The organism is Microseira wollei NIES-4236 (assembly GCF_020521235.1).
Taxonomy (GTDB): Bacteria; Cyanobacteriota; Cyanobacteriia; order Cyanobacteriales; family Aerosakkonemataceae; genus Microseira; species Microseira wollei.
In genome coordinates, this window is the sequence record NZ_BLAY01000045.1 from 13,287 (window position 1) to 25,629 (window position 12,343).

Here is a 12,343-nt window from a genome sequence, read left to right on the forward strand (position 1 = left end):
ACCTGCTCACTTGCTCACCTGCTCACCTGCGCCTCTGCCCTCTGGCGATCGCTCCTCGCCGGGAAGCGGTACGATGGGAGCGCCGTCCCTCAGTTTTTGAGTGCCGGAGACGATGATTTGAGTTCCTGCTTGCAGTCCAGATACGACTTCGGCTTTGTCGCCTTTGACCAATCCTAATTGAATTGGTTGCCGTTTCGCGACGGGGGTAGGTGCAGGGGACCCGGAATTCTCCCCTGGTGCTTGGTTCCTGGCGACATACACAAAGCGCTCTTCCCCTTGGAAAATTATCGCCGTTGTGGGGATGACTACCGCATTCTGTCGCGAATTCCAAATAATTTTGGCGCGGACAAATTGCCCGTCTCTTAGCTGTCTGCTGGTGTTATCAAATGTCGCTTTGGCGAGGATGGCTTGGGATTGGGTATTGACTTGGGGTGAGATAAAGCCGAGCGGTCCAGTCGCGATCGTTTCCCCTTTTGCTCCTGTTAATTGTACTGACAGACCTGGTCGCAATTGCGACGCTCTTTCTATCGGTATCGAAAGGTGCAAATCCAAGGCTTGGTTCTGAGTCAGAGTAGTTAAGGTATCGCCTTTTCTGAGATATTCTCCCCGCTTCACGGGGATGTCGCCGATGATACCGGCAAACGGGGCGCGCAGGTTGCTGTCTTCCAGGCGCACTTCCGCTGCGCGCACTTGCGCTGCGGCTTGGGCGACTTGGGCTGAGCCTTGGGCAATTTCTTCGGGACGGCTGCCGTTTTGCAGCTGGCGTAGGGCTTGTCGTTCGCGTTCGACGGCGGCTTGGAGGCGATCGATTTCTTCGGGACGGCTGCCGTTTTGTAACTGTCTTAAGGCTTGCTGTGCTTCGGCGACGGTGGCTTCGGCTTGGGCAATTTCCTCGCGCCTAGTGCCTGATAGCAACAAGTTTAAAGCTTGCTGGGCTTCTCTGACTGCGGCTTGTCGTTGGGCAATTTCCCCTGGGGAGGTGCCATTTTGGACTTCTGCCAAACGGCGAGAAGCTTCTTCCAGGCTTGCTTGTGTGGTGCGGTATTCTGCGATTACCTCTTGCAGGCGCTGTTGGGAAATTGCTCCCTGCTGTGCCAAAGATTGATTTGCCTGCAAGCGCTGGCTTGCCAAATCTACCCTTGCTTGGGCTGCTTGTACTTGTGCTTGTGCTTGGGCGATTTGTTGCGGGTTAGATGTTTGCGCCGCCGTTAGCTGGGCTTGTGCTTGGGCCAAACGCGCCCTGGCTTGGGCAATTTCTTCTGGACGAGATCCGGCACGGGCCTCTGCTAAACGGGCTTGTGCTTGGGCTAGACGGGCGCCTGCTTGGGCAATTTCTTCCGGACGAGATCCGGCACGGGCTTCCGAGAGACGCGCTTGGGCTTCGGCTAGACGCGCTTGGGCTTGGGCGATTTCTTCCGGACGGCTACCGACTTGCAATTGTTTGAGGCGAGCTTGGGCCGCGAGTTGATTTGCCCTGGCTTGGACTAATTGGGCGTGCAGTTCCTCGCTTTCCATGCGGGCGATGATATTGCCTGGGCGGACAAAGTCTCCCGCTTTGACTAAGAGTTCGCTCAAGCGCCCGTCAATTTCTGGACGTAACGGTAGAGTGCGCTGGGCTTGCAATGTGCCGACAAATTCAGAACTCTCTTCCCAGCTGCTTGTTTGTACGACTGCCAGCTTGACCGGGACGCCTCTCGGTCCGGATCGTTGAGCCGATGCGGGGGTGGGGGTGCTTTTTGTCTGCCACCACTGCCAAGCAAAACCGCCACCTGCGACTAAAAGAAGCAATGTCAATGCTAATGATACGCCGCGAGTGCGCCCCGTTTTTGGCGCTGGTGGGGGAGTGCGGTCTGTATTTGGTAGGGTGGAAGATTGCTCGAGTTCCTGCTGGTCTGTTTCATCGGCGACGGGTGACCATAACCGTTGTGGAGACCGATCTATATCTGCACTGACCCGATCCTGTTCCAGGAGGGACGGTTTTGCAGATCCATTCACCGAATTGGAGTATTGCTGGCGATCCATCGTTTTTTTTGCTCCAGCCTTGGGGTGTTTTGCTCAACTCAGTACTGATTTTTGAGTAATTAGAAATACTTTATTTAACGCTATTGATATAACTTAACATTCTTAGCATGATAGTATTTGGTGTTTGTAGCCGTCTATCCGTAGGCAGATTTAATTTTAATCGGGGATATAGGTATAAAAAGCCACCTCCTTGCCCGAAGAGCGGGCAAGGGGGTTAAGGGTGAGAAACTGTAACTTGTTTGCTGTACAGATCTGTACATTTATGGTCATTTTGTAAAGGTTTAGGCATAGTCGTAACCATCCCGACGATGAACGGGCGTTAAATATTCCAATTTGATTGACCTCCGTTTTTTGTCGATGACGAACTCACCGTAACCATGAGACATGGGACAGACTCGTGCGGTAAAAGTCCCAAAGTATTTACCTTTTGGGACATCGGCGCGCACAATATCACCTGTGGAAAAACCGTGAATGGGACGCAATGGGCGATGCTTAATCGGATAGCCTTCCTTGTTTGTCTGGCAACGTTGTCTGCCACCGAAACCAGTGGCTTTTACTTTGAGAATTCTGGTTGTCACTAGGAATATAGTTTCAACCACACCCACACAAGCTGCATCAATCCAGTGTGCTTTTGGTAAATTAAATTGCATCCGGTTGAACTTGGTTTGTCCGCCAGTTCCAGTGGTTACAGGTAATTGGAAAGACTTCAAGACATTAAACAGTGCCCATCTGGTAGCGTTGACCGCTGCGGCATCTTTGAGCGGTGTTTTTGCCTGACGCAGCAAGCGGTGCAAAACTTCTGGCTTACTTTTAATAAAGTCTTTGATCTCCTGATTTCCTTTGGCACAGCATTTGTGGCAAGCCAAACAGAGATTTGATATCCGGTCTGAACCACCTTTGGACTTGGGTTGGATATGCTCAATTTCTAGTGGCATATCTTTGGCACCACAGTAAGCGCATTGGCGATTCCATTTCTCCAACAGGTACTCACGGCACTCATAACCTTGTAGAGTTCCCTGTTGATATTGGGTGCCAGAAATTTCTGGATTTTGAATCGCTTGCGTGTCGAACTTGACCAGTTCAAGAACAATCGCACCAATAGGAGCAAACTTTTGTAATCGTTTGACCCAGGTTGTGGTTGTCAGAACGCGATGCTGCAATGATGGAGCCAACCAACCCTGAGGACGAAAGCGGTTGAGAAACCTGGCTTGCCGATAACGAGTATGGCGGTTTCTGCGTCCTCTACGCACTCTAGATCGATGTGCGATCGCATCTTTGATTTGTTGCCCCCGATGCTGTAACTCCATTCCCCAGATCGCATTTTGTTGGTTGGTTACTAACGCTATACCTGTCAACTTTGAGCCTGGATCAATTTTGAGCGTTAGCGGATAAACATTTGGATGATCGATCGCCCGCTTTAAAATCAAAGTGAATGGATAGCGCCGATACACAGCGGCTTTTCCAGATTCTAGTAGTTTACGAGCTTTGGCTGGATGAACTGGATTGAGAGGTGTCAATTTAGCATCGATTAGCAGTGCGTAATTTGACATATTCTGTCAACCTTATTGCTAAGTAATGTTTGCAAGGACAATGATTTAAGAGCTTTTTAGGAAGGCAGCACTACAGCTATAAACCTGTTCGCTGATTACTTAACTGCCTTCGACAGAGGAGGCAGCGCGGTCTTGGGGGAAACCCCCATGAGCGACTGCCGTCATGGTGCTGGCGTTCACACCAAGGTGTCATGACTCAAAAATCGTAGCTTTCGCTGAGTCTGCACGCTCCGACTTGTCCACAAATGACTAGATGTGTCTAGTTTTGGGTAGGTTCTTCGGAGCGGGTGATTTAATTGAGAGCGATCGCTATTTGAGGGGAACGGCATCCACGTCAACGGTTTCGCCGTCTTTCTTGGCGCTAGATGCTTGATCGGAATTTTGAGTTTGACGCAGTTTGACTTGATCGACCAACAGCTGGGATACTTCAGAAACGAGCAGCGTCATCACGACTGCATCGTCAATCCAGCCCAGAATTGGCAAAAAGTCGGGGGCAAGATCGATGGGGCTGAATAAGTAAAGGAAAGTTCCCAAAATCAACCACCAGCGGTATTTGGGATTGCGAATCGTGTTGCGATACCAGTTATAAAAAGATTGGACGATATTGTTCATTGGATTGCCCTCGCAGTTACTTTTAATTGTGGCAAATGGCTTATTTAGTTGCGGGTGTGGATCTCCACACGAGGTTTTGATGGCATTACGATAGAGTAGCTTCTGGAATTTAGTTTGGAGCAAAATTGATTTTTTGTCGTCAGTCTGAGGGATAGGGAGACAGAAAAGAGGACGCTAAGGACGCTAAGGACGCGGGGAATTTTCCACTCTCGGTGTCCTGGCGTCTCAATGTCAGAGCGTCCTCTTCATTAATCTGCCCAACGGTGCTTTTTTCTTTAACTAATGAGGGGTTCGGGGAGCGATAAGTCCCGCGTTCTGAAAGGTCAGCGTCGGGATACATGGACTCCCCGCGTCGATTGAGGGGTACTGCTTCGCCGAAGCAAGCTACGATGCCCCGAAAATCGACATACGATATGCTAATTCTAACATAAAACACAAATCTGTTAGAATATCTATATGTTGAACTTGACCTACAGCTACCGAATCTATCCAGACCTTGACCAGCAAGCAAAAATGCTCGACTGGTTGGAGCAATGCCGTCACGTCTACAACTACGCTCTGGCAGAGCGAAAGGATTGGATCGGTTCGCGCAAGTGTCAGGTCAATGCTTGCAGTATCAGGCAGGAATACATTGTTCCTGCGGACGCTCCCTATCCCGACTACTACAAACAACAAAACGCGCTTACCTTAGCGAAAGAGGATATTCCACAACTCAAAGCAGTTCACTCTCAAGTGTTGCAAGATGCCTTGAAACGACTGGATAAATCGTTCAAGTTCATGCAAGAAAGAGGGTTTGGCTTCCCCCGGTTCAAAAAGTTTGGTCAGTATCGTTCGTTTGTATTTCCGCAGTTCAAGTCGAATCCGGTCAACGGGTTTGAAATCAAACTGCCGAAAATTGGAGCGATGCCCATCAACTTGCATCGACCGATTCCTGAAGGGTTTGAGGTCAAGCAAGTGCGGGTGGTATTCAAGTCGTCGGGTTGGTACGCTCAACTGATTCTGCAAGCGGATGTTTCCGTCCCTGAAGTGATGCCGCATGGTGAACCCATCGGCATTGATTTGGGGCTGGAAAAGTTCTTGGCTGTATCGACGGGAAAACTGGTAGAACGCCCTCGCTTTTTTGTGGACTTGCAAAGCAAGCTTCGATGGCTGCAACGCAAATTGAAAAACAAGAAAAAGGGTTCTGCCAATTACCGAAAAATACAAGCTAAGATTCGCATACTTCATGAACACATTCACAACGTTCGTCGTGAATTCCATTTCTTGACCGCTCACAAGCTTTGCGACATTGCCGGAATGATTTTTGCTGAGGACTTGAACCTCAAGATGACCAGTCGTGGAATGTTGGCGAAGCACTGCCTGGACGCGGCGTGGGGTAGCTTTTTGGAAATTCTCAGTTGGGTTAGCTGGAAGCGTGGTGTTTACTTTGCTAAGGTTGACCCCAACGGAACCAGTCAAACTTGCCCCAACTGTGGAACACACACCGGGAAAAAGGAACTCAGTGAGCGCGTGCATAATTGCGCTGAATGTGGATATAGAACCGACCGAGATGTTGCAGCCGCTCAAGTGGTGATGCAGCGAGGTCTTGTATTTGTAGCCGATGGACAGTCGGTGATACTGCCTGTGGAGGAAGGTTGCGTGCGTACCCCGATGAAGCAGGAAAGCCCTTCTGCGAGGAAGGGAAGCCCGCGCTCTACCCGTTAGGGTGAGCGTCGGGAGGATGTCACGTTGCCCTAAACTGGTAACGGTTCCTGGGGCGATCGCAACGTTGAGTCGGTAATGTAAGGAGGAAACGGAAAGCCGTGAACCTGATTAAAGATTTTTTCGAGAAGGGCGGGCCAGCAATGTGGCCTTTGCTGGTACTGTCGATTTTATCCGTCAGCATCATCTTGGAGCGCTTATGGTTTTGGGCAACAACCCTGACCAAGGAACGCGAAATCGTCAACCGGGTTTTAGAGGCGGCGAGTCATGATTGGCAAGCGGCTAGGGATATTGCCAAACGGGCGACGAATAAACCGATCGGAAGATTTCTGTATGCACCGTTGCGGCTAAACCAACCCGATCCGGAAGTGTTTCGCCTCGCCCTAGAGGCGGCGGCGGATGACGAGTTGGGTGCAATGCGGCGGGGGGACAAAATTTTAGAAGCGATCGTGGCTTTATCGCCGCTGTTGGGTTTGTTTGGTACGGTTTGGGGTTTGATTAATTCGCTGCTTTCGATTAGTAAAAGCCAATTAGGCGTAGCGCCTACGGATGCGGATCCGACATCGGGAATTGGTCGGGCTTTAACCGATACTTCCCTAGGCATTGGCGAAGCGTTGATCAGTACGGCTAGCGGTTTAATTGTGGCGATTACGACTCTGGCATTCTATCGCTTGTTTCAAGTCTTTTTGTTCAACCAAATCAAGATTTTTCGCAAGTCTGGGAATGAGTTAGAGTTACTTTACCGCATGGCTTGGTCTGGTAATGAAAATGGTTATCCTGCCAATAAAAACAGCAATTCGGGAATGTCAAAGCCAAGTGTAGATAGTCCTAGCAGTAATATTGAAAGTGCTGAATAATTTTCACAACTGTCATCTTTCCCTATTTAGACCATGAAAATTAACCTGGATGCCGAATCAGAAGATGTCCGCATTGAAATCGTCCCCCTGATAGATGTTATTTTTTGCGTTTTGACATTCTTTATGCTGGCGACTTTATACTTTGCGCGCTTGCAACTCAACCGTCAGCAAGCGGTTAATGTAGATTTGCCGAAAGCTAGCACCGGCACGACGCCGCAACAACCGGATCGGCTAATTGTCCGCATCGATCCGCCTTATGGTCAAGTTTATGTTGATGATATGGTAAATCCGCCGGAGCCAATTATCTCAAAAGACCAACTGCGAGAAAAATTGCAGCAGTTTCGCGCCGCTAAGCCAGAGGGATTGATGGTTCTTTGGGCTGGCAAAGATGTGCGGTACGAGGATGTAGTTCAGGTGTTGGATCAGATGCGGCAAGTGGGAGGCGATCGCGTCGCACTGGCAACCATACCCGAATCTTTGAACCAATTACCAGGTTCGGGTTCGCTTCCCCCTACGGGTATCCCCGGCTTGCCTGGTGGTGGCGTTAATCCCGCTGTTCCTTATAATCCCTATGGCGTGCCAAATCCAGTTACCCCGTTTAACCCGAATCAGCCCCAATTGCCAGCACAACCAGGCGTTACTCCGGTTCCGCCTGGGGGGAATTTTCCCACCCCACCAGGTACAGGGGTAGCTCCCACACCCACTTTGCCCGGACGCAATTGATTAAAACATTCCGATTAATTGACTGCTTTTGCAGTTTTTTGCTGTAGGGTCGTGTTGGCTTTCCATGGGTTAATTAAGAGGTTTTGAGATGAACCCAGATCTGCTTAGACTTTTACTCACTTGGCTGGCTACAACTGCCAGTTTGCTGATTGTTTCCAGCTTGCCTTTGGGGGTGGAAATAGACAGCTTTCAAAAAGCGCTGCTTTCGGCAGCGGTTTTCGGCGTTTTGAATGCTTTTTTAACCCCAATTTTACAGCTTCTGGCTTTGCCAATCACAATTCTGACTTTGGGTATATTCGCCCTGATCGTCAATGCGATCGTTTTTGGTTTAGCAGCATGGCTCGTAGAAGGGTTTCGCTTGCGTTGGGGTATTTGGAGTGCGCTTTTAGGTTCGATTGCTCTGAGTATCATCAATAGCATCGTTTTTCAAATCGCCCGCGTCCCTCGGTAAGAAATCTAAATGTTCCCGGGAAGTCCTGCAATCAAAGAACCGCCAAGAAGCCAAGAACGCCAAGAAGAGGAATGGAGGGGGTGTCCAAGTCTGTTTGGTATTCCTGCCAAAAGGTAGAGAGGATTTACGCCATTTTGCAGATGGAACCCTTCAATCGATGCGTTACGGTACTTATTGTGGTTGTTTTTACCCCACGCCGATCAGATTTGAGGGGTTTAATATGGATTTCGTCGATATTCTGATTACTTGGTTGGTTACGGCTTCTAGTTTGCTGATTTTGACTAAACTGCCCTTAGGAATTGAAATCGATAACCCTGGCATCGCTTATGTTTCGGCTGCCGTTTTTGGCATTTTAAATACGGTTATCACTTTCTTTACTTTAACGCTGCCGAGTACCCTCACCTTTGGTTTGTACGGATTTTTGATTAAAATTCTCACCCTAGGTTTGTTCTCGTTTTTTATCAACGTTATCGCTTTGACTATTGCCGCTAGATTGGTCACCGGCTTTCGTTTGGAAAAGGGGATTGCTAGTGCTGCTTTCGGCGCCATCGCTCTCTCTTTAATTAGCAGCTTAATCTACACTCTCTTTATCAATCCCAGCCCCCCTCTTGCCTAACTCTCTCCTTCTTTTCCTCCAACTGAGATTTCCTCCCTTGGAGGATTTCTCTTTTGAGCTAAAAGCTTAATTTAGGTCATACCATGCCTAAAGATTGTACCCTATTTTTTATATAACAGGAACTAATCGTTTTTGTCAATTCCTGAAACAACGCATTTTCGTGATTTAATTGAGAATAATTTTTAATCTTTTTTAGTCGCAATAATCTAAAAGCGTGAAAATGGCGTTTTTTACAATTTGTAATATAAAAATTTTTAGTGTTTCGCAACGGTAGAATAGGGAATACAGCGAATAGGATATTTGTGAAACTGATATAGCGGTATTGAGTAGGGGCGGGTTTTACCAGGGATGTTTGGGAAAAATAAATAACTTTAATCAACCCGCCCCGGTTGTTGGGAAAACCGGGTTGCTTTAATTCAAGACCTTGCAAGCGCCTTCTAGGCGTTGCTGTAATAGGGTATTTAAAGCAGCCTGCCGTTGTTTTAAACTAACAATCTGGGGATGTGTGTCGATAAACTTTGTTTTTGCCTCGATTAGTTGAATTTCTAGTTTTTGGGCTTCATTTGTAATGGTTTGGACGCCAGGAAAGACGCCCAAACTGGCAACATCGATGGCTTTTACTTGGCGCTGACGTAACTTGTAACAAGCTGCTTGCTGAGCTTCTTGTTGAGTCCGCGCAACGTACCCGATCGGTCGAGTAGAACCGAAGCAGCTAGCTAAGGCAAGTGAGAAAGAGAAAGTTGCAATGATGAGCCAACGCGGCTTTTGTGGAAACATACGATCGGTTTTGTGAGATAGTCGCATCAAAGAAACCCGGTTTCTTCAACAACACCTTCGTCAAAATCCGACACCCTTAAGGGTGCGGCTATACAAGCAAAGCCCGCGAAGGCGGGCTGTAACAATTTCAGACCGTTATTCAAGCAACCGGGTTTCTAGGTTAAGCCGGAACTTGGATTTTCTGACTACCGGAAAGACCGAAGGCGCTGTGGATGGCTTGCAAGGCGGTGACGCCTTGGTCTTGGTCAACGACGCAGCTGATTTTAATTTCGGAGGTGGCGATCATTTGGATGTTGATTTGGTGTTGGGCGAGGGCTTCAAATAATCGGGCGGCGACACCGGGTTGTCCTTCCATTCCAGTACCGACGGCGCTGACTTTGGCGATCGCATTATCCACGACAACTTCGCCGCAACCGATTTCTTGGATAACGGCTTCCAGGGTATTCTTAGCCGCAGCTGCATCGCCAGAGGCGACGGTAAAGGCAATATCGCGACGGGGAGTACCATCAACGATGCGACAGCGTTGGGATTGAATAATCATATCGACGCTGATATTTTGCTTGGCCAATGCTTGGAATATCTTTGCCGCCATTCCCGGACGATCGGGGACGTAACGAATGGCAATGCGCGCTTGATTGAGGTCGAGGGCGACACCGCGTATTGGGGAAGAGGACGCGGGGAGGTGGGGAGGCGGGGACGCGGGGACTTCTTGACTCGACCCGTCTCCCTGTCTCCCCGTCTGGGCGTCTCTTCGTTTAACGGGGGAACTATTGACATCGAAGGTGGAACAAAGGGCGGTGATGGCGCGATCGCAATCATCGGCATCGACTACGCAGCTGACTTTGACTTCCGAGGTGGAAATCATTTGGATATTTACACCCGCATCTGCGAGGGTAGCGAACATTTGGGCGGCGACGCCGGGGCGTCCGATCATTCCGGCACCGGCGATGCTGACTTTGGCGATTTGTGCATCTACCATTACTTCAGCTGCAGAGGGGATATCGCTGTTACCTCGAAGGACGGGTGCGATCGCCGATGCGACTGCTTCGGCTTTTTTGAGTACGTTTTTGCTAACGGTAAAGGCGATATCGTTAGTAATGCTTTCGTGAATCGACTGAATAATTAAATCCACATCCAAATCTTGGGTGGCAATTTCGCCAAATAAACGTGCCGCTACCCCAGGACGATCTGGTACGCGCAACAGCGCTACTTTTGCTTGATCCGTATCGAATTCCACTGCATCGACTGGGTGAACCAATTCTAAACCTTCGATGGCGCGGGGTTGAAGTGCGGGTGCGACGACTAAAGTACCTGGTTCATCGGTCCAACTCGAACGCACAACCAAAGGTACGCCATAATTGCGAGCAATTTCTACGGCGCGGGGATGCAAAACCTTTGCGCCCAAACTTGCTAATTCCAGCATCTCATCGCAAGTAATTTGATCCATTAATTGGGCGTCTGGTACAAGGCGCGGGTCGGCGGTTAAAATACCCGGAACGTCGGTATAGATTTCGCAGCAGTCTGCACCCAATGCTGCCGCCAAAGCTACCGCAGAAGTATCCGAGCCGCCTCTACCCAAGGTGGTAATTTCTAACTCTTCCGTACAGGTAATGCCTTGAAAACCTGCGACTACGACAACTTTACCGGCATTCAGGTGGCGTTGCATCCGTTCGGTTTCAATGCGTAAAATGCGGGCGCGGGTATGTTCCGCTTCGGTGACGATGCCGACTTGCGCGCCAGTGAGAGAGATTGCGGGTTGTCCTAATTCTTGCAGCGCCATGCTGAGGAGGGCAATCGAAACTTGCTCGCCGGTGGAGAGTAGCATATCCATTTCGCGGCGACTGGGATTAGTAGAGATTTCGTTTGCCAGTTTAACCAACCCGTCGGTAGTTTTGCCCATCGCCGAAACCACGACTACCAGCGAGTTACCCGCAGAGACTGCTTTGAGCACCCGCTGTGCGACGGATTGAATGCGTTCAACCGAACCAACCGACGTACCACCGTATTTTTGGACTATAAGTGCCATAACCTGTTTTTCCCAAGCGCCTCCGTTTCAGAGATGGGTAGAGGCGACCGACCTAATTAAAGGTATCAGACTATTGGGACTAGAATCCGTATGCATTTACATTTTTTTTGATTGCACATAGAACTTACGCCAAGAAACCGGGTGTCTATGAAAGGCAGAAACCCGGTTTCTAGCGCCAAGAAACCGGGTTTCTATGGAAACCCGGTTGCGTAAGTCCTGTGCATAGATGGTGTGCGATCGCTGCTGGCGTAGGTTGGGTTTCGTTCCTCAACCCAACCCAGGCTAAAATTGCGATCAAACCCCAGTTTTTATTAATGCCATGACTGCTGCAATTCCTCAAGTCATTCAGACAGATAGCGTAGAAACTTTACACCATTGGAAACCCGCCACTTGGGAAGATTACGTAGCCTATCGCGATGATACAACTAATGAGAGAATGAGGTTGTTTTTCAACGAAAAGTATCTTTTAGTAATTGATATGGGTTGGGAAGGAATCGACCACGCGACTATCAGCGACCTGTTTACAATACTGATTGCTTTCTGGTTTAGTCAAAATCCAGGCCAAATTTTTAGTTCATTAGGGCGTTGTTTGCTTGAGAAACCTAAAAAGAAAGCAAGTGCGCCCGATTTAGTACTTTACTTAGGTAAAGACTATCCTCGTTGGCAAGAAGGAGAACCGCGTCGAATTGATTTAGATCGGTGGCGAGTTCCGGACTTGGTAGGGGAAATTGCCGATACAAGTTTGGCAACGGATCTGGATGAAAAGAAACATCTGTATGCTGAATTGGGAATTCCTGAATATTGGGTAGTTGATGTCCGAGGTCAACGGTTGTTTGCGTTTCAGTTGCAGGAAGATGGTGAGTATAAAGAATGCACTATTTCTTTAGCGCTGTCGGGATTACCTATTTCTTTATTAGCGCAAACTTTGTCCCGGTTGCAGTCAGAGACAAATGGCACTGCTGCTTTGTGGTTCGCTCAACAAATTACTAATTTAAAGACAGAGTAGGT

The 12,343-nt window shown here is 48.9% G+C and carries 11 protein-coding genes; 6 read left to right on the plus strand and 5 right to left on the minus strand.

Going from position 1 to position 12,343, the window contains the following annotated elements; genetic code table 11:
- Positions 1-6 precede the first annotated feature (6 nt).
- The 3 genes from MiSe_RS16375 to MiSe_RS16385 all read right to left on the minus strand — a co-directional run bounded on the left by MiSe_RS16375 (position 7) and on the right by MiSe_RS16385 (position 4,184).
- Entirely contained in the window at positions 7-2,022 is a 2,016-nt protein-coding gene (locus MiSe_RS16375; RefSeq protein ID WP_226581944.1) for an efflux RND transporter periplasmic adaptor subunit, read from the minus strand.
- 281 nt (positions 2,023-2,303) lie between these two features.
- Positions 2,304-3,572: an RNA-guided endonuclease IscB gene (gene iscB / locus MiSe_RS16380; RefSeq protein ID WP_226581947.1), complete on the minus strand. Its 1,269-nt coding sequence runs from the start codon at positions 3,570-3,572 to the stop codon at positions 2,304-2,306.
- A 309-nt stretch (positions 3,573-3,881) separates the two neighbouring features.
- Positions 3,882-4,184, minus strand: coding sequence for a YkvA family protein (locus MiSe_RS16385; RefSeq protein ID WP_226581950.1), 303 nt, complete (start codon positions 4,182-4,184; stop codon positions 3,882-3,884).
- Between the two features lie 456 nt (positions 4,185-4,640).
- Here MiSe_RS16385 and MiSe_RS16390 point away from each other — a divergent pair, with 456 nt between their 5' ends.
- The 5 genes from MiSe_RS16390 (at position 4,641) to MiSe_RS16410 (ending at position 8,532) form a co-directional block, all read left to right on the plus strand.
- A complete protein-coding gene (locus MiSe_RS16390) occupies positions 4,641-5,888 on the plus strand; it encodes an RNA-guided endonuclease InsQ/TnpB family protein (RefSeq protein ID WP_226581953.1) in 1,248 nt (415 codons plus the stop codon).
- 140 nt (positions 5,889-6,028) lie between these two features.
- Complete coding sequence (locus MiSe_RS16395; protein WP_373872804.1) at positions 6,029-6,742, plus strand: MotA/TolQ/ExbB proton channel family protein; 714 nt, start codon at positions 6,029-6,031, stop codon at positions 6,740-6,742.
- 33 nt (positions 6,743-6,775) lie between these two features.
- The gene (locus MiSe_RS16400) at positions 6,776-7,465 is read left to right on the plus strand and encodes an ExbD/TolR family protein (RefSeq protein WP_226581959.1); all 690 of its coding nucleotides are present in this window, start codon (positions 6,776-6,778) and stop codon (positions 7,463-7,465) included.
- Between the two features lie 88 nt (positions 7,466-7,553).
- On the plus strand, positions 7,554-7,916 hold the full coding sequence (locus MiSe_RS16405) for a phage holin family protein (protein WP_226581961.1): 363 nt from the start codon (positions 7,554-7,556) through the stop codon (positions 7,914-7,916).
- A gap of 220 nt (positions 7,917-8,136) precedes the next feature.
- Positions 8,137-8,532, plus strand: a complete 396-nt coding sequence (locus MiSe_RS16410) for a phage holin family protein (protein ID WP_226581964.1) — start codon at positions 8,137-8,139, stop codon at positions 8,530-8,532.
- Positions 8,533-8,943: 411 nt separating this feature from the next.
- Here the strand turns inward: MiSe_RS16410 and MiSe_RS16415 are convergent, their stop codons facing one another.
- Both MiSe_RS16415 and MiSe_RS16420 read right to left on the minus strand, forming a co-directional pair.
- Positions 8,944-9,309, minus strand: coding sequence for a hypothetical protein (locus MiSe_RS16415; RefSeq protein ID WP_226581966.1), 366 nt, complete (start codon positions 9,307-9,309; stop codon positions 8,944-8,946).
- A gap of 160 nt (positions 9,310-9,469) precedes the next feature.
- Entirely contained in the window at positions 9,470-11,335 is a 1,866-nt protein-coding gene (locus tag MiSe_RS16420; RefSeq protein WP_226581969.1) for an aspartate kinase, read from the minus strand.
- 319 nt (positions 11,336-11,654) lie between these two features.
- On the opposite strand from MiSe_RS16420, the gene MiSe_RS16425 reads away from it, so the two are divergent.
- Positions 11,655-12,341, plus strand: a complete 687-nt coding sequence (locus tag MiSe_RS16425) for a Uma2 family endonuclease (RefSeq protein WP_226581971.1) — start codon at positions 11,655-11,657, stop codon at positions 12,339-12,341.
- The last annotated feature ends 2 nt before the right edge of the window (positions 12,342-12,343 follow it).

Bases quoted from the DNA above. Each gene is read 5' to 3' on its own strand.
- MiSe_RS16375 (WP_226581944.1), bottom strand. From the start codon at position 2,022: ATGGATCGCCAGCAATACTCCAATTCGGTGAATGGATCTGCAAAACCG.
- iscB (WP_226581947.1), bottom strand. From the start codon at position 3,572: ATGTCAAATTACGCACTGCTAATCGATGCTAAATTGACACCTCTCAAT.
- MiSe_RS16385 (WP_226581950.1), bottom strand. From the start codon at position 4,184: ATGAACAATATCGTCCAATCTTTTTATAACTGGTATCGCAACACGATT.
- MiSe_RS16390 (WP_226581953.1), top strand. From the start codon at position 4,641: ATGTTGAACTTGACCTACAGCTACCGAATCTATCCAGACCTTGACCAG.
- MiSe_RS16395 (WP_373872804.1), top strand. From the start codon at position 6,029: ATGTGGCCTTTGCTGGTACTGTCGATTTTATCCGTCAGCATCATCTTG.
- MiSe_RS16400 (WP_226581959.1), top strand. From the start codon at position 6,776: ATGAAAATTAACCTGGATGCCGAATCAGAAGATGTCCGCATTGAAATC.
- MiSe_RS16405 (WP_226581961.1), top strand. From the start codon at position 7,554: ATGAACCCAGATCTGCTTAGACTTTTACTCACTTGGCTGGCTACAACT.
- MiSe_RS16410 (WP_226581964.1), top strand. From the start codon at position 8,137: ATGGATTTCGTCGATATTCTGATTACTTGGTTGGTTACGGCTTCTAGT.
- MiSe_RS16415 (WP_226581966.1), bottom strand. From the start codon at position 9,309: ATGTTTCCACAAAAGCCGCGTTGGCTCATCATTGCAACTTTCTCTTTC.
- MiSe_RS16420 (WP_226581969.1), bottom strand. From the start codon at position 11,335: ATGGCACTTATAGTCCAAAAATACGGTGGTACGTCGGTTGGTTCGGTT.
- MiSe_RS16425 (WP_226581971.1), top strand. From the start codon at position 11,655: ATGACTGCTGCAATTCCTCAAGTCATTCAGACAGATAGCGTAGAAACT.